Source organism: Salipiger sp. PrR002, assembly GCF_010500775.1.
Classification (GTDB): Bacteria; Pseudomonadota; Alphaproteobacteria; order Rhodobacterales; family Rhodobacteraceae; genus Salipiger.
This window is the reverse complement of the sequence record NZ_JAAGOU010000020.1, coordinates 13,649-30,563: the sequence shown is the minus strand read 5'-3', so window position 1 is coordinate 30,563 and position 16,915 is coordinate 13,649. Positions and strand designations below refer to the sequence as shown.

Annotated in this window: 16 protein-coding genes; 7 read left to right on the top strand and 9 right to left on the bottom strand. The window is 66.4% G+C overall.

Annotated features, from left to right (window positions below; all coding sequences use genetic code 11):
- Positions 1-16 precede the first annotated feature (16 nt).
- Entirely contained in the window at positions 17-715 is a 699-nt protein-coding gene (locus tag G0A00_RS17915; RefSeq protein ID WP_164184295.1) for a VIT1/CCC1 transporter family protein, read from the top strand.
- Positions 716-946: 231 nt separating this feature from the next.
- On the opposite strand, the gene G0A00_RS17910 is transcribed toward G0A00_RS17915, so the two are convergent.
- On the bottom strand, positions 947-1,198 hold the full coding sequence (locus tag G0A00_RS17910; RefSeq protein WP_164184294.1) for a hypothetical protein: 252 nt from the start codon (positions 1,196-1,198) through the stop codon (positions 947-949).
- Positions 1,199-1,654: 456 nt separating this feature from the next.
- Between G0A00_RS17910 and ileS the strand changes: the two genes are divergently transcribed.
- Complete coding sequence (gene ileS / locus G0A00_RS17905; RefSeq protein ID WP_164184293.1) at positions 1,655-4,573, top strand: isoleucine--tRNA ligase; 2,919 nt, start codon at positions 1,655-1,657, stop codon at positions 4,571-4,573.
- 121 nt (positions 4,574-4,694) lie between these two features.
- On the opposite strand, the gene G0A00_RS17900 is transcribed toward ileS, so the two are convergent.
- The 3 genes from G0A00_RS17900 to G0A00_RS17890 form a co-directional block, all read right to left on the bottom strand.
- Entirely contained in the window at positions 4,695-5,195 is a 501-nt protein-coding gene (locus G0A00_RS17900; RefSeq protein ID WP_164184317.1) for a hypothetical protein, read from the bottom strand.
- Positions 5,196-5,490: 295 nt separating this feature from the next.
- Complete coding sequence (locus G0A00_RS17895; protein WP_164184292.1) at positions 5,491-6,012, bottom strand: acyloxyacyl hydrolase; 522 nt, start codon at positions 6,010-6,012, stop codon at positions 5,491-5,493.
- A 134-nt stretch (positions 6,013-6,146) separates the two neighbouring features.
- The gene (locus G0A00_RS17890; RefSeq protein ID WP_164184291.1) at positions 6,147-6,602 is read right to left on the bottom strand and encodes a low molecular weight protein-tyrosine-phosphatase; all 456 of its coding nucleotides are present in this window, start codon (positions 6,600-6,602) and stop codon (positions 6,147-6,149) included.
- Between the two features lie 76 nt (positions 6,603-6,678).
- On the opposite strand from G0A00_RS17890, the gene G0A00_RS17885 reads away from it, so the two are divergent.
- Positions 6,679-7,368 carry an NAD-dependent deacylase gene (locus G0A00_RS17885; protein ID WP_164184316.1) on the top strand — a complete coding sequence of 230 codons (690 nt, stop codon included), beginning with the start codon at positions 6,679-6,681 and terminating at the stop codon, positions 7,366-7,368.
- A gap of 3 nt (positions 7,369-7,371) precedes the next feature.
- Here G0A00_RS17885 and G0A00_RS17880 read toward each other — a convergent pair whose 3' ends face one another.
- The 5 genes from G0A00_RS17880 to G0A00_RS17860 all read right to left on the bottom strand — a co-directional run bounded on the left by G0A00_RS17880 (position 7,372) and on the right by G0A00_RS17860 (position 12,929).
- Positions 7,372-7,809, bottom strand: a complete 438-nt coding sequence (locus G0A00_RS17880; RefSeq protein ID WP_164184290.1) for a copper chaperone PCu(A)C — start codon at positions 7,807-7,809, stop codon at positions 7,372-7,374.
- Between the two features lie 202 nt (positions 7,810-8,011).
- Positions 8,012-8,302 carry a 50S ribosomal protein L28 gene (gene rpmB, locus G0A00_RS17875; protein ID WP_066107943.1) on the bottom strand — a complete coding sequence of 97 codons (291 nt, stop codon included), beginning with the start codon at positions 8,300-8,302 and terminating at the stop codon, positions 8,012-8,014.
- 117 nt (positions 8,303-8,419) lie between these two features.
- Positions 8,420-9,421, bottom strand: coding sequence for a methylmalonyl Co-A mutase-associated GTPase MeaB (gene meaB, locus G0A00_RS17870; protein ID WP_164184289.1), 1,002 nt, complete (start codon positions 9,419-9,421; stop codon positions 8,420-8,422).
- A gap of 120 nt (positions 9,422-9,541) precedes the next feature.
- Complete coding sequence (gene hrpB / locus G0A00_RS17865) at positions 9,542-11,989, bottom strand: ATP-dependent helicase HrpB (protein WP_164184288.1); 2,448 nt, start codon at positions 11,987-11,989, stop codon at positions 9,542-9,544.
- 139 nt (positions 11,990-12,128) lie between these two features.
- Positions 12,129-12,929, bottom strand: a complete 801-nt coding sequence (locus G0A00_RS17860; RefSeq protein WP_164184287.1) for a lytic transglycosylase domain-containing protein — start codon at positions 12,927-12,929, stop codon at positions 12,129-12,131.
- A gap of 559 nt (positions 12,930-13,488) precedes the next feature.
- Here G0A00_RS17860 and G0A00_RS17855 point away from each other — a divergent pair.
- The 4 genes from G0A00_RS17855 (at position 13,489) to G0A00_RS17840 (ending at position 16,886) form a co-directional block, all read left to right on the top strand.
- Positions 13,489-13,680 carry a Flp family type IVb pilin gene (locus G0A00_RS17855; protein ID WP_164184286.1) on the top strand — a complete coding sequence of 64 codons (192 nt, stop codon included), beginning with the start codon at positions 13,489-13,491 and terminating at the stop codon, positions 13,678-13,680.
- Between the two features lie 173 nt (positions 13,681-13,853).
- Entirely contained in the window at positions 13,854-14,039 is a 186-nt protein-coding gene (locus G0A00_RS17850) for a hypothetical protein (RefSeq protein WP_164184285.1), read from the top strand.
- Between the two features lie 334 nt (positions 14,040-14,373).
- Positions 14,374-15,231, top strand: coding sequence for a Flp pilus assembly protein CpaB (cpaB, locus tag G0A00_RS17845; RefSeq protein ID WP_164184284.1), 858 nt, complete (start codon positions 14,374-14,376; stop codon positions 15,229-15,231).
- A gap of 236 nt (positions 15,232-15,467) precedes the next feature.
- Positions 15,468-16,886: a type II and III secretion system protein family protein gene (locus tag G0A00_RS17840; RefSeq protein WP_164184283.1), complete on the top strand. Its 1,419-nt coding sequence runs from the start codon at positions 15,468-15,470 to the stop codon at positions 16,884-16,886.
- The last annotated feature ends 29 nt before the right edge of the window (positions 16,887-16,915 follow it).

Below are 16,915 nucleotides of genomic sequence, written 5' to 3'. Positions count from 1 at the left end.
AGCAGGAGCCAGCCGCATGACCAGCCAGCCCGACATCTCTACCGACCTGCCGCAGCCCGAGGGCCACGGACGGCTGCGCGACATCGTTTACGGTGCCATCGACGGCTCGGTGACCACTTTCGCCATCGTCGCCGGGGTGGCCGGGGCAGAGCTGTCGCCCTTCATCATCCTCGCGCTTGGCTTTGCCAATGTGCTGGCGGACGGGTTCTCGATGGCGGCGGGCAATTATTCGGGCACCAAGGCGGAACTCGACGATCTGCACCGGCTGCGGCAGGCGGAATGCGCGCGCATCGACACGGCTCCAGAAACGGCCCGCCGCGACCTGCGCGCGCAACTGGCCCGGCAGGGTCTCTCCGGTGAGGTGCTGGAGGCGGCGACAGCGCAGATCGCCGCCAACTCCGAGCATTGGTGCACGCAGCTGCTGGCCGGGGATCATGGGCTGTCGTCGGTGGACCCGCAGCCGATGCGCGCCGCGCTGGCCACGTTCGCCGCTTTCCTCGCCGCCGGGCTGGTGCCGCTTCTGCCCTTCGTTCTCGGGCTGGGGAACGCTCTGGAGGTGGCGACCGTGCTGACGCTCGCCTGCTTTTTCGGGATCGGCGCCTACAAGAGCCGCTGGTCGCTCAGCCCGTGGTGGCGCTCGGGCCTCGAGACGCTGGCCATCGGCGGCGTGGCGGCGGGCATCGCCTTTGTCGTCGGGCGGCTCTTCGCGCTTTGACGGCGCGCTTTAAGGGCGGCCAGCGCCGCGACAGCCCCCGAAGAGATCACGAAACCATCACCGGCGGCGCTGGCCTGAACAAACCCCGTTACGCGGGGCCAGTCGAAAGAGAAAGCCCCTGCCCATACCATCCGTGAGTGGCAGCGAAGCCGCTGCGGCTGGACAGGGGCGCACCAAACGCCAGCCACAATTGGCCAGCGCACGCAGGAAGCCGGCAGCGCCGGTGCCGCCTCACTCCCCCGGAACGGAGCTTATGGCTCCGCCCCCCGGCGCGGTGGCGGGGGCGTCCCCATCCCCGTGCACGCGCAGGGTTCCGATCCCGACCATCAGGCCGAGCACAAGCAGGACCGCCACCAGAAGACCCCCGGCAAAATTACCGAAGGCGCCGGTCTGCGGCGGCTCTGCAATACGCAAGGTCGGCTCTGCCCTCAGGGTCGAGCCATAGGCGCCGCCACGCGGCAGATCTTCGTCACGATAGGCCATCGAGCCTCCATGGGTTCGCTATGGGCGCATCCGGTTCGGGCCGCGAAAGCCCGGCGTGCGCCGCGTCTGCCCGTAACAACCTCATTTTGGTCCGGCGGGTCCTTCACTTCCTTCGTGATCGCGGAATTCGGCGCGCAGCCGCCAAATCACCCTTGGGGCATTGGCCGATCCCCGCCAGCGCCTCGGGCCAGGCGGCGCCAGAGCGCCGGACTGCCGCAGCGTCACCGGGGGATTTCCGCCCATGGCGTGTATTTCGGCACCAGCCTTGGGCACCGCGCGCAAGCTCTGGACCATCGCGAGTCGCTTGCCTATAAGGCGCGCATGATGCCCCGCAATGCGATCATCATTCGAATTACATGCCCGGCGCTCTGATCAATAGAGCCGCCGGGACAAGGCGTATGGACCGCCGCGCCGACCTTTCTCAGACATCCGACATCATTTCCGGGACCGCAGAACATGTGCGCCGACACCACCACCCAGACGCCTGACTACAAGGACACGCTGAACCTTCCGAAGACCGAATTCCCGATGCGCGCGGGCCTGCCCAAGCGCGAGCCGGAATGGCTGGAGCGTTGGGCCAAGATCGGCATCTACGACCGGCTGCGCGACAAGGCCGAGGACGGCACGCGCACGCCCTTCACGCTGCACGACGGCCCGCCCTACGCCAACGGTCACCTGCACATCGGCCACGCGCTGAACAAGACCATCAAGGACATGATCGTGCGCTCGCACCAGATGATGGGCCATGATGCGCGCTATGTGCCGGGCTGGGACTGCCACGGCCTGCCGATCGAGTGGAAGATCGAAGAGCAGTACCGCAAGAAGGGCAAGAACAAGGACGAGGTGCCGGTCATCGACTTCCGGCAGGAATGCCGCAAGTTCGCCGAAGGCTGGGTCGACATCCAGCGCGACGAGTTCAAGCGCCTCGGCATCACCGGCAATTGGGACGATCCCTATCTGACCATGGCGTTCCACGCCGAGCGGGTGATCGCGGAAGAGTTCCAGAAGTTCCTGATGAACGGCACACTCTATCAGGGCTCGAAGCCGGTCATGTGGTCGCCGGTCGAAAAGACCGCGCTGGCCGAGGCCGAGATCGAGTACCACGACCACAAGTCGCACACGATCTGGGTGCCGTTCAAAATCGTCTCGGGCGGCGAGCTTAATGGCGCGCGCGTGGTGATCTGGACCACCACGCCCTGGACCATCCCGTCGAACAAGGCCGTCGCCTATCACCCCGACATCGAATACGGCCTCTACGAGGTCACCGGCACCCCCGAGGAATGCTGGTGCTCGGTCGGCGATCTCTACGTCGTGGCCGACAAGCTGGCTGGCGACGTGTTCAAAGCCGCCCGCCTTGAGCCCGAGATGGTCTCGCGCAAGCGCAGCGTCTCGGCCGATGAGCTGTCTGGCATGACCCTCGCCCACCCGCTGCGCGGCGTCGACGGCGCCGAGGGCTTCTGGGACTACGACGTGCCGATGATCGACGGCGACCATGTCACCGACGACGCGGGCACCGGCTTTGTGCACACCGCCCCCAGCCACGGTGCCGACGACTATGAATGTTTCGTCAAGCGCAACTGGATCGACCGGATGACCCACAACGTGGGTGAAGAATCCGAGTTCCTGCCGCATGTGCCGTTCTTTGCCGGGCTGCGCGTGTTCGATCAGAAGGGCAAGGAAGGCAAAGCTAACAACGCCGTGATCGCCAAACTGGTCGAGGCTGGCGGCATCATCGCGCGTGGCCGCGTCACCCACTCCTACCCGCACAGCTGGCGCTCGAAAGCGCCGGTGATCTTCCGCAACACGCCGCAGTGGTTCGCCGCCATCGACCGCGACGTGCAGGACGGGCAGGACGAGAACGGCAAGACCATCCGCGATCGCGCCCTCACCTGCATCGATCAGGTGAAATGGACGCCGCAATCGGGCCGCAACCGTCTCTACTCGATGATGGAAGCGCGTCCGGACTGGGTGCTCTCGCGCCAGCGCGCCTGGGGCGTGCCGCTCACCTGCTTCACCAAAAAGGGCGCGCTGCCCACCGACGAAGGTTTCCTGCTGAAGGACCCGGCGGTGAACGCGCGCATCTGCGAGGCCTTCGAGACCGAGGGCGCCGATTGCTGGTACGCCGATGGCGCCAAGGAGCGCTTCCTCGGTGCGGATTACAACGCCGATGAATGGGAGCAGGTCTACGACGTGCTCGACGTGTGGTTCGATAGCGGCTCGACCCATGCCTTCGTGCTGCGTGACCGCGCCGATGGCACCAAGGACGGCATCGCCGACGTCTACATGGAAGGCACCGACCAGCACCGCGGCTGGTTCCACAGCTCGCTGCTGCAGTCGGTCGGCACCACCGGTCACGCGCCCTATCGCAACGTGGTCACCCATGGCTTCACGCTGGACGAGAAGGGCAACAAGATGTCCAAATCGCTCGGCAATACCATCGTGCCCGAAGAGGTGATCAAACAGTATGGCGCGGACATCCTGCGCCTCTGGGTCGCCCAGACCGACTACACCGCCGACCAGCGGATCGGGCCGGAGATCCTCAAGGGTGTGGCCGACAGCTACCGCCGCCTGCGCAACACCATGCGCTTCATGCTCGGCGCGCTTGGCCACTTCGAAGAGAGCGACCGGGTCGACGCCGCCTACATGCCCGAGCTGGAGCGCTGGGTGCTGCACCGTCTGGCCGAGCTCGACGAGGTGGTCCGTGAAGGCTACCGCGCCTATGACTTCCAGCACGTGTTCCAGCAGGTCTTCACCTTCTGCACCGTGGACCTGTCGGCCTTCTACTTCGACATCCGCAAGGACGCGCTTTACTGCGACGGCGACACCGCCCGCCGCAAGGCCGCGCGCACGGTCATGGATCTGCTGTTCCACCGTCTGACCACATGGCTCGCGCCGGTGCTGCCCTTCACCATGGAAGACGTCTGGCTGGACCGCTTCCCGGGCGAGCAAAGCTCGGTGCACCTGCAGGACTTCCCCGCCACCCCCGCTGACTGGCGAGATGCCGCGCTGGCCGAAAAATGGGGCAAGGTGCGCCTCGCTCGCCGCGCAGTCACCGCGGCGCTGGAAATCCAGCGTACCGAGAAGGTCATCGGCGCCTCGCTCGAGGCATCCCCGGTGGTGCATGTGGAGGATGCGGACATGCTGGAGGCGCTGAAGTCGGTCGCCTTCGAGGATATCTGCATCACCTCCGACGTCGCGCTCACCGCCGATCCGGCCCCGGCAGAGGCCTTCCGCATGGCCGATGTGCCGAATGTGGGCGTGGTCTTTGAAAAGGCCGACGGCGAGAAATGCCAGCGCTGCTGGAAGATCCTCCCCGATGTGGGCACGCACAGCTATTCGTCCACCTGCGCGCGCTGCGACGAAGCGCTGGGGTAAGCGCGGCGCCCCTGCCCGGCGCCGCTTTGGCGGTGCGGGCCGGGGTTTGCGTATTTGGCGAACAATGAAAGGCCGGGGTGGCGATCACCCCGGCCTTTCTGCAATTCAGCGGCGGCGCGGCTCAGCCGCCCTGATGCATCATCCGCTCGTGCACCGCCTGCATGCCGCGTGCGGCCATGTCCGAGACCTCGGCAGCATGGGTGTGCAGCGCTGCGACCATCTGCGGATCATCCGAGGTCTGGGTGACGATGATCCCGGCGTCCGTCACCTCGATCTGCGTGTCGATCGCCTCGGGGCGAGCGAAAAAGATGTCGAGCGTCGGGCTCTGGATAAAGACCTTGGGATCATCCCCGGCCTCGACCCTCGCGATCATCCCGGTGACATGGCTGATGAGCACGTCCATCACCTCTGGGTCGGAGGAGCGCGTCACCGTCCTGATGCCGTCCGGCAGATTGGTGACCTCGCGCGTGAAGGTGGGGAAATTACGGAACATGGTGGCAAGCTCAGCGCTTTCCTCGGGCGTGGCGTTGAGACCGCGCAGACCCGGCATGGTGACCTCATCATGCCCGGTGCCATCGGCGCCATGGCCATGCATCATGCCCGCGCCCGTCTGGCCCCCCATATGCCCCCCCGTGTGCCCCCCTGCGCCATGGCCCTGCATCTGGGCGTGCGCTGTGCCCGCCAGCAGGAGCGCGGCACAGGCGGCCAAAGGCGCGACATAGGCGGCTATGGACTGGGACATGCGATAGCAATGCGCGGACATTTGGGCTCTCCCCCTCTGAGGTCTGCGGCCCATGTTACCGCGCGTCCGCGGGCGCGCCAAAGCGATACGTTCAAATTGACGAATTTGTTAGGCCGTACAAAGAAAAAGGCGCCCACAAAGGGGCGCCTGTCTCAAGCTCGGCGGAAATGCGCGCTCAGCGGGTCGGGATGCTGACCCGGAACTGAACCGTCTCGATGCCGGGGTTGTTGTCGTAGATGTCGGCGTTCGAGCGGTGATCGTAGCTGAGGCCAAAGCGCCAGCCCATGCGGTTCTCGTAGCCCAGTTCGATCCCCGAGCGGAACTCGATCGGACCGCCAAGGTCAAACCCGCCGTTGTCGGCATAAAGCCCCGGCATGGCGTGCAATTCGGCGTAGAAGGGCGTGTTGCCGAGCGCCGTGTTCCACGTCGCACCATAGCCGATCCAGCTTTCGCCATCCTCGGCCAGCGACACGCCAATGGCCTGACCGAAGGGGCCGAACTTGCGACCGAAATCGTAGCGCAGATAGACCTCGGGCTTCGCTTCGGCGTGGCGCTCGACCACCGAGCCTGCCGAGAAGGCGAGCCGCGGCGAGGTTTCGCTGCTGCCGACGCAGCCGCTCGACGTGCCGCAATAGTTGACGCCCATGTCGCTGAGACCCGCGATCAGCATGAGCACCGCAAAGGTTCCGTTTGCCATTCTACTACCCTTCGATCTGCCCCGACGCCTGATGCGCCTTGATATTACCTAGCGTCTCAATGGCGCATGCCGCGCGGGCTGTCCACCCGCCGCAGCGCACACCATCTGAGGCGATCCTTCGGCGCAACAGCGCCTCAGCGCGAAAGTACGTCCAGCAGACCCTCTGCGGCGCGTTCGATAAGCTCGAGCGTGCCGTCAAAATCGCGTGTGTAGTAGGGATCGGGCACCTCGGTGGCGCCACTGCCCGGCGCGTAATCGGTGAAGAGGCGCAGCTCGGCCCCACCCTGTGCCGGGCGCAGGCGCTCAAGATTTTCGAGGTTCGACGGATCCATGGCGATGATGAGATCGAAGCGGTGGAAATCCTCGGCCGCCACCTGCCGCGCGCGCAGCCGCGACAGATCGTAGCCGCGGGTCCGCGCCGCGCGCTGCATCGGCCCGTAGGGCGGCTCGCCCACATGCCAGTCTCCGGTGCCGGCGCTGTCAATCTCGAGCGCGACGCCGCGCTCTGCGGCCCTCACACGCAGCACCCCCTCGGCTGAGGGAGAGCGGCAAATATTGCCCAAGCAGACAAAGAGGATACGGTAAGCCATGCGGGTCTCCTTCCGGGGCCGGTGATAGCCTGTCCACGCCGCAGGCGCAAAGCAGGAGACGGACAAATTGGCAAAGCTGGGCAAGATCGTCATTCTCACCGGGGCGGGCATCTCTGCCGAAAGTGGGCTGGGCACCTTCCGCGACGAGGGCGGGCTTTGGGCGCAGCACCGGATCGAGGATGTGGCCACGCCCGAGGGTTTTGCCCGCAACCCCACGCTGGTGCATGATTTCTACAACGCCCGCCGCGCGCAGGCCGCCGAGGCCACGCCCAACGCGGCCCATGCCGCCCTTGCGCGTCTGCAGCGCGAGCATGCGGGCGAGGTGATCCTTGTGACGCAGAACGTCGACGGGCTGCATGAGGCGGCGGGCGCCGCGGCGCTGCACATGCATGGGGCGCTTGAAGGCGCGCTCTGCGCCGTCTGCGGGTCTCGCTGGACGGCGCCGCTGGTCATGGCCCCTGCCGATCCCTGCCCTACTTGCGGGCGCGCCGCGACTCGCCCCGACATCGTCTGGTTCGGCGAGATGCCCTATTACATGGACGAGATCGCCGAGCACCTCGAAAGCTGCGATCTCTTTGCCGCGATTGGCACCTCCGGGCAGGTCTATCCCGCCGCTGGCTTCGTGCAGGAGGCGACCTATGCCGGAGCCCATACGGTGGAGCTCAACCTCGCCGACAGCGACGGCTCGCGGCTCTTTGCCGAGCACCGGGTCGGACCGGCGAGCCGGATCGTGCCGCTTTGGGTTGAGGACCTGCTGGCGGGCTGAAGCTCAGCGCTCCAGATCGACTGGCACGTCGACGCGAATCTCTTCGCCCGACTCGAACCCCAGCGTCAGGCCGATCTGCGTGCCCTGATCGAGCGGGTGGGTGAGGCCCATCAGCATGACGTGGTCGCCGCCGCGGGCCAGCGCGTGGCTACCACCGCCGGGAATCACCAGCCCGCCCTCGATCGGGCGCATCCGCATCACGCCATCCTCGCCTGCGATATGAGTGTGAAGCTCGGTCTTGGCGGCGGCGTCCGACTCAACCGAAACGAGTCGCTCGTCCTCGGGGCCGTCGTTGCGCAACGTCATGAAGATCGCGCCGGTGGGCGCCGAGGGCATGGCCGCGCGGGCGTAGGCATCCTCGACAATGATCTCAGCCTTGGCGTGTCCGGCAGCCACTGTGGACAGCGCGAGCGCCATCGCCGCAAAAAGGTTCACCTGCATGTTTAACATTCCTCCCCAAACACCGAAGCTTACAGCGGTTTCGTGAACCATCCCCAGAGGCGACGCAAGGGCATGACGTGGGGATAACTTTTGGGGAAGGTTCGGCAGCCGCGCAGAGCACAGCAGATCAACTACATGAAAACAAACGAAAACAGCCCCGAAGCGGGCTGCTTCGGGGCTGTGGAAATCTCTGTGGACCAGATTAGGCTTGCGCCGTCTGAGCCTTTGCGATTTCTTTTTTGACTTTCAGCGCGTTGGCGCTCAGTTCGGTGTCCTTCGCCTTGGCGAGGAACTTGTCGAGGCCACCGCGGTGGTCGACCGAACGCAGAGCGGAAGCCGAGATGCGCAGCTTAACGCCGCGGCCAAGGGTTTCCGACTGCAGAGTAACGTCGTTCAGGTTGGGCAGAAAGCGACGCTTGGTTTTGTTGTTGGCGTGGCTCACGTTGTGGCCCGTCATGGGGCCTTTGCCGGTCAGTTCGCATACGCGCGACATTTGGTCCATTCCTTCATGTCTCGGGGCGAAAGCGGGCCTTCCGCCAATATCAAAGGGCGCCGCTTTCACAGCGCCCGGAATCTGGTCGCGCTTCTCTAGCTCCAAGGCCGGTTGGCGTCAAGTGCCCTTCCCGGCAAAGGCCGGCAGATAAGTCCGGAGGATTTCATCTGCCGCGCGCGCGGGCACTATCTCTCCGGATTCGACGCGGCTTGCAAGCGCCTCCATGGCGCCGCGCACCGGCTCCTGACGCAACCGCGAGAGCAGCCCCTCGCGCACCTCTGCCTCGAACCAGTGGCGGGCCTGCTCGGCGCGGCGGGCGGCGAATTGACCGGCCTCGCGGCGCCAGCCCGTCAGTGCCTGCATCTCCTGCCACGCGGCCTCCAGCCCCGCCTCCTCGAGCGCCGAGACGGTGAGCGCCTTGGGAAAGCCGTCTGGGTCCTGCGGGCGCTTGCGCAGAAGCCGCAGCGCGCCGGCATAGTCGGCGCAGGTGCGCGTCGCGGTGGCCTTGAGGTCGCCATCGGCCTTGTTGATGAGGATGATGTCGGCGCTCTCCATGATGCCGCGCTTGACCCCCTGCAGCTCGTCGCCGCCCGCCGGGGCCAGCAGCAGCAAGAAGAGATCGGACATCTCGGCCACCATGGTCTCGGACTGCCCCACGCCCACGGTCTCGATCAGGATCACGTCGAAGCCCGCGGCCTCGCAGAGGCCAATCGCCTCGCGCGTGCGGCGGGCCACGCCGCCCAACTGGGATTGCGCCGGAGAGGGCCGGATAAAGGCGTTGCGGTCGCGCGAGAGGCGCTCCATGCGGGTCTTATCGCCGAGAATAGAGCCCCCCGACCGCGCCGAGGAGGGATCGACCGCCAGCACGGCGACCTTTAGACCCTGCCCCGTCAGCATCATGCCGAAGGCTTCGATGAAGGTGGATTTGCCGACGCCGGGCGTGCCCGAGAGACCGATGCGCAGCCCTTCCCGGCCCCGGCCCTGCCCGCGCAGCCGCTCCATCAGCGCCGTTGCCTGCGCCCGGTGATCGGCCCGCCCGCTTTCCACCAGCGTGATTGCGCGTGCCAGAGCGCGCCGCTCCCCGGCCTCGATCCGTGCTGCCAGATCCTCGATATCCATGCCACCTCGCTCCGTTTGTCCCGATTTGGGCCACGGGCGCGGGCAATGTCCACCCGCGCGGCAGCACCGCGCGGAAAAATCGCAGCAGATTTCCGCGGCGCTTGCGGCTCTTTGCCCCCATCAGCGCCCGCGCGGCTTGGCGCGCAGCGTCGGATCGGCCTCGCGCGGGTCTTCGGGCCATGGATGCTTGGGATATTGCGCCTTCATATCCTTGCGCACATCGGCATAGGACCCCTGCCAGAAGCCCGGCAGGTCCATTGTCGTCTGCACCGGGCGGCGCGCCGGTGACAGAAGAGTCACGCGCAGCGGCTGCTTGCCAACCCTCGGGTGCTCGCGCTGGCCGAACATCTCTTGGATGCGCAGGGTGATCTCGGGGTGCTCGCCGGAGTAGTCTATGGGGATCTCGCGCCCCAGCGGCGTAACGAATTTGCCCGGCACCGACGCATCAAGCGCCTGCATCTGCCCCCAGTCGAGCCGCGCCCGCAGCGCCGGCAGAAGGTCGAAGCGCTTCCAGTCCTCGGCGGTCTTCACCCCGGTGAGATAGGGCAGCAGCCAGTCCTCGAGCTCTGCCATTAGCGCCTCGGGGCCCATGTCCGGCAGGCCCAGCCCCGCCTCGCGGCCAATCTCGACCCGCGCACAGAAGCGTCGGGCGGCATCCGACAGCGCCAGCCCCAGATCGCGCACCCCCTCCAGCATGGCCTGCGCGATGGCCTCGGGAGGCGCCTCTTTCCACAGACGGTCGTCGAGCGCGATGGCCCCGAACCGCTCTTGCCGACGGGCAACGACGCGGCGCTCGCGCTTCGACCACGCGCAGACATCGTGCCAGGCGATCTGCGCGCCGAAGAGATCGCGCAGCTCGGATTCGGGGATCGGGATCGCCTGCCGGATGCGCGCCTCGCGCGGGTTGCCGTCGGTGTCGGTGACCACGATCAGGCGGGTGCCAGCCAGCGGGTCACCCTCATCCATCACCGCGCCCTTGCCGCCCGACAGCTGAAAGCGCGGCGCATCGCCCTTGCGGCGCAGACCGATCCGGTCGGGATAGGCCAGCGCCGCCTGCGCCGCGGGCGAGAGCGGATCGCCGGCGCTGCCTGCGCCGCCTGCGCGGGCGAGGCGCTTGGCCTCGGTCTTGATGCGCTCCAGCGCCGCGCGGTTCACCTCATAGGGGCGGCTCTGGCTGAAGCGGCGCAGATCGCGGATCGCCTCGAGCCGAAATCCAAGGTCCGAAGGCGCGCCGCGCAGCGGGTCACGCTCGGCCAGCAGTGCGGCAAGCGGCGCGGCCTCGGGCCCGGCGAGGCTGAGCATATGGGCCAGACGCGGGTGCAGCGGCAGGCGCGCCAGCGCGCGACCATGCTCGGTGATCCGGCCAGAGCCATCGAGCGCGCCAAGCATCGTCAGCAGCGCGCAGGCCTCGGCGTAGGCACCGGGGTGCGGCGCGGTGAGGAACGGCAGATCTTCGGGCGTGGCGCCCCAGAGCGCCAGTTCCAGCGCCAGCCCCGACAGATCGGCGGTTTCGATCTCGGCGGGAGGGAACGCCTGCAGCGCGCCCTCCTCACCTTTGGTCCAGAGCTTATAGGCGATGCCCTCGGCCACCCTGCCCCCGCGACCGGCGCGCTGCGTCGCCTCGGCGCGGGTGACTTTCTCTGTGACCAGACGCGACATGCCCGAGCCGGGATCGAAGCGCGCCCGGCGGGCGCGGCCTCCGTCGACCACCACGCGGATGTCCTCGATGGTCAGCGAGGTTTCGGCGATCGACGTGGCGAGCACCAGCTTGCGTCCCTGCGCCTCGGGCCGGATGGCGGCGCGCTGCGCGGCGAACTCCATGGCCCCAAAAAGCGGACGGATGGTCACATCCTTGGGCAGCCGCCCTTTGAGCAGCCCCTCGGTGCGGCGAATTTCCCCCTCCCCCGGCAGAAAGGCGAGAATGCCCCCGGTGGTCTCGCGCGCGGCACGCTCGATCAGCTCGGCCATCGCGGGCTCGAAGCGCTGGCCCTTGGGCACGGCGCGGTCGAGCCAGCGATCCTCGACCGGGAAGCTGCGGCCCTCGGAGGTGATGACCGGCGCTTGCATCAGCTCGCCCACCGGCCCCGCATCGAGCGTCGCCGACATGGCCAGCAGCAGCAGATCGTCGCGCAGCGCCCCGGCGATCTCGAGACAGAGCGCCAGTCCCAGATCGGCGTTGAGCGAGCGTTCGTGGAACTCGTCGAAGATCACCGCGCCAATGCCCGCAAGCTCTGGGTCGGCCTGAATCATCCGGGTGAGAATGCCCTCGGTCACCACCTCGATCCGGGTGGCTTTGGAGGTCTTGCTTTCGCCGCGGATACGGTAGCCCACCGTCTCGCCCGCGGCCTCGCCCAGCGTCTCGGCCATACGCGTGGCGGCGGCGCGCGCGGCAAGGCGGCGCGGCTCGAGCATCAGGATGCGGCCCTTGGTGAGCCCCGCTTTGAGCATCGCCAACGGCACGCGGGTGGTCTTGCCAGCGCCCGGCGGCGCCTGCAGCACCGCGCGGCCCTCGGCACGCAGGGCGGAAATGAGATCGGGAAGAGCGGCGTCGATGGGCAGATGATCCATGCGCGCGGTTATGCGGGATCGGCGCGGGCGCGTCGAGGGGCTGGCGGTGGTCGCACTCGCCTCGACGCGTTTGTTGGGGGCGCTGCCCCCGCCGCGCTGCGCGCGCCTCCCCCGGCGTATTTGGAAAGAGAAGAAGAGCTCAGTTGGCGCTGACGCGGAAGACGCAGCCGTCCGAGATCAGTTGCGGCGGCGTGAGGCAGAGGCCCTTGGCCACGGTGAAGGCGGCCAGCACCTTGGGCACATAGTCGCGGGTTTCGGCGTAAGGGGGCACGCCCTGATACTGCGGGATGGAGTTTTCGCCGGCGTTATATCCGGCCAGCACGAGGATCGGATCGCCGTCGAACCGCTCCATCAGGAAGTCGAGGAAAGCCACACCGCCCTTGATGTTCTGCACCGGATCGAGCGCATTGGCGACACCGAAGCGCGCGGCGGTGGCGGGCATCAGCTGCATCAGCCCCTGCGCCCCGGCACGGCTGACCGCATCGCTGCGCCCGCCCGATTCCACCGCCATCACCGCCAGCGCGAGCGCTGGGGACACGCGCGATCCGACCGTGGCGCCGAGCAGGTCGCGGCCGTAGCGCGCGGCGATGTCCTGCAGCTGCTGCAGCCGCGGCGCGTGCACGCCGCCGCCCTGTGGCGGGCTGGCGAGCTTGAGCAGCGCGGGCTCCAGCCGCCCCGGACCGGTGGCCGCCAGTTCCGGCGAGACCGCCTGCCAGAACCATGCGTAGGTGCCGCCGCCCTCGGCGCGCCCCCCCGCGGGCGGCGCCTCTGCCTCCGGCCCGCGCGCCAGCGGCACGGGTTTCGGCGGGGCTGGCGCGATCTGTACGGTGATCCGCTTCTTTGTGCCGGGTTTCGGAGGCGTCACTCGCTTGGCCGAGAAATCGGCGAAGGGCGCGGGCTGCTCCGCATATGACGAGATAGCAGAGAGGCTCACGAGCATCGCAAGCCCCGCGGATGCGAGTAGTCTGCTTTTGGGTGTCACCTGTCTGCCCGCCCCGTCCTGCTGTCTTGCCTGTTTGCCTTGCTTCACCGTCAATGGCCCTGAAATCATCGTTGAGCCATCTGTCTGCGACGCCAGCGAGCCGGCGTGCAGTCTTTAAAGTCCTGCCTCATGTCGCACGATCCTCTGCCCTGCGGCGGATCGAGTCGGTTTGTTGCGCCGGACCAAGGCCCAACGGCATTGCCAAATGTCGCACAGAACGGCTGAGCAACCAAGTCAAGCCACGGAAACGGCTCGCAATCGTGGCAAATCCCCCCTCTCATGGCGTGCTTTTGCCAGAAATGCCGCGGCATTTTCGATTTTATCACTATATATCAGTGCATTGACGAAATTTTCCACGATCAACCCCACGACCGCAAAACAATCCGATTGCGCCAAATTCCCGCCTCATTCCAAGGGCTTTATAGCTTCATGCCGCGAGGGACTGGGCAATGAGAGAGGCCCGCGATTGGGACCGCGCCGGTTAAAGGAAGCAAACTGGATTTTCGGAGAGAGACACATGCTTAAGTTCATCAAAAACTTCCGTAAGGACGAAGACGGCGCAGTAACCGTGGACTGGGTCGTGCTGACCGCAGCCGTGGTGGCCATGGCGCTCGGCGCCTACTCGATGATCGGCGACAGCGCCAACGCGCTGCTGTCCGCGACCGGCGACGCCGTTGGCGATCACGAGACCGAGCTGTTCGGCAGCTGATCAGGCGCGCAACCGCGCATGAGATTGTATCGCCGGGCAGGCAGCCCGGCGATACCACCTCGGCAGCGTCCCGGAGGTCTGATCACTTGACCGCTCCCGCGCCTGCTGACACGCCTGTGCCCGCTGATCCCGTGCGTGCAGATAAGCCCGTGCGTGCCGACAAGGATGATATGATGCGCAAGTTCCTGAGACGCTTTGCAAGCAATGAGGCCGGCGCAGTCACCGTCGACTGGGTCGTGCTCACCGCTGCGGTGGTGGCTCTTACCGGGATCGTCGCCTATGCGACGCGCAATTCCGCCGCGGATCTGCTTGGGGCCGCCGGAACCGCCGTCGAAGAAGAAGCCAGCATCTTCGACTGACCCTTCCCGTCGCCATCCGAAGGATCGGCGCTTTCGCGGTGCTGAGCAGGCACCGCTTCACCTTTTTTTCACCGCCCGCGCAGGGCTTTCCTCCGGCTGCACCCTTTGGGCGCGGTCCGATCTGCGTTTGAGCCGCTGACCTTTGATCCGAGGCCCGGTCAGCCTCGTCCTGATCTCACCCTCGCCCCGCAACTGCCGCGGTGAAAGCCCAGAACGGGCCAGTTTTCAACACAATCCTCGGGCATCTTCGGTGACTGGTAGCGCGCAGGAAACAGCCTGACGTGCGCAACAGGATGCACGGGCCGCACGCGGCCCTGTCGCGAAAGGGTATGACATGCGACTGCTTTTCGGACTGGTTCTGATCGCGGGGCTCGGGCTTGCCGGCTTCGCTGTCTATATGGCGCAGAATTATATCGGCAGCTATCAGACCGCGCTGAAAGAAGAGCGCGCGAAATCGGTCGCAGCCGTGCCCACCAAGAAGATCTATGTGACCACCCGCGCCATCGCGCACGGCCAAATCGTCACGCCGGACGACGTCAAGCTGGCACCTTGGCCGGTTGAGATCATGCCCCAAGGCGCGTTCGACGCCGAAACGCCGCTGTTTCACGACGGCGATGCGCCGCGCGTGGCCATGCGACCGATCGAGAAGTTCGAAGCGGTGGTGCCCGCCAAGATCAGCGAACCCGGCGGCGACGCGGGCCTGACCTCGCGGCTGGAGCCGGGTCAGCGCGCCTTTGCCATCAAGGTCGACGTGCATTCGGGCGTGTCGGGCTTCCTGCGTCCGGGTGACCGCGTGGATGTCTACTGGACGGGCCGTGTCGCCACCGATGACCTCAACCGCCCGCGCGGCGAGTTCACCAAGCTGATCCAGACCGGGGTGCGCCTGCTCGCCATCGACCAGACCGCCGATATGGAGGATGCCGATGTGAACGTGGCGCGCTCGGTCACCGTGGCGGCCAGCCCGCAGCAGATCGCCTCGCTGGCGCAGGCGCAAAGCACCGGCCGCCTCTCGCTGTCGCTGATGAATGCCAATGACACGACCGTGGCCGAGGCTATTGAAGTGGACCAGCGCGTTCTGCTTGGCTTCGCCCAGAACCAGGCTGAGCCCGAGCAAAAGCGCCCGCAGGTCTGCACCACCCGTGTGCGCCGCGGCGGCGAGGTGGCGGAGATCGCGATTCCCTGCACCAACTGACAGGTTTTCAGGGGGTTGCTGCCACAGCAGACCCCCCCGAAACTCGGAGACGACCCCGCGGGACGCCCTTTGGCGTCCCGTTTTCGTGAACGGAAACGCCAAATTGTTGCCATGGATCCACAACAGGAGACGCAGCGAACCCATTGATTATTGCATAAAATCGGCAACGCGCGCAGAGTGATGGGAAATGCGGGCACAAAGACCCGCCTCCGAGGCGTGATCGAAAGGCAGGTCACATGACAGCTGACAGCATCTTCAAGGCGGCCCTGCTTGGGCTGGCGCTGAGCGTGAGTGCCCTTGCCCCTTCGGCACAGGCCGACAGCCTGCGCGTCGTCCGCACCGGCACCGAAAGCGCGCTAAGTGTTCCAATGAACCGCGCCGTCGTGGTGGAGAGCGACACGCCCTTTGCCGAGCTTTCGATCGCCAACCCTGCCATCGCCGACATCTCATCGCTTTCGGATCGTACGATTTATGTGCTGGGCAAGACGCCGGGCACGACGACGCTGACGATTCTCGATGCTGAGGGGCAGTTGATCACCAATGTCGACGTCCGCGTCGCCGCCGATGTGACCGAGTTCAAAGAGCGCCTGCGGCAGATCCTGCCCGGCGAAAAGATCGAGGTGCGCACCGCCAATGACGGCATCGTGCTGTCCGGCACCGTCTCGAGCACGCAAAAGCTGCAACGGGCGCTGGACCTTGCGGAACGCTACGCGCCAGAGCGGGTATCGAACCTGATGTCGGTGGGCGGCGTGCAGCAGGTGATGCTGAAGGTGCGTTTCGCCGAGATGCAGCGCTCGGTCGCCAAGACCCTGCGCAGCTCGCTTTCGGTGGGCGGTGACCTGCTGGGCGGCGATCTCGGGCTCAACTCCGAATCCGGCAGCTGGCTGCAGAACGAGAACGAGCTGGGCTCTGCCCTAACCCTTTCGGAAGACACCGAGGGCGCCGCGCTCTTTGGCTTCAACGCTGGCGGGCTCGAAGTGGGCATCCTGCTTGAAGCGCTGGAATCGAAAGGCGTTGTGCGCACGCTGGCCGAGCCGAACCTGACGGCGCTTTCGGGCCAAGAGGCCAAGTTCCTTGCGGGCGGCGAATACCCGGTGCCCGTGGCGCAGGATGAGGGCTCGATTTCGGTCGAGTTCAAGCCCTTCGGTGTCGAGCTGAACTTCATTCCGCGCGTGGTAGACGGCGATCTCATCAACCTTGAACTCAAGGCCGCGGTCTCGTCGATCGACAGCACCAATGGCCTCGATCAGGAAAGCATTCGCATCGACGCCTTCCGCCGCCGCGAGACCTCGACCACCGTCGAGATGCGAGATGGCGAGAGCTTTGCCATCGCGGGCCTGCTGCAGGATGATTTCACCGACCTCAACGGTCAGGTGCCGTGGCTTGGCGATGTGCCGGTGCTTGGCGCGCTGTTCCGCAGCGCCGAATACAGCCGCCAGCAATCCGAACTGGTGATCATCGTCACGCCGCATCTGGTCACCCCGACCCGCGGTCAGGCTCTGGCGCTGCCGACCGACCGTGTCCGCCCGCCCTCCGAACGCGATCTCTTCCTTTATGGCCGTACCACCGACGAGGGCAAACGCCCGGTCAGGGGCGCGGCGGGCGAAGTCGCCAAGCAGGACTTCAGCGGCTCTTACGGCTATGTGATGGATTGATCTGATGCGGGCAGGACTGGTGCGGACAA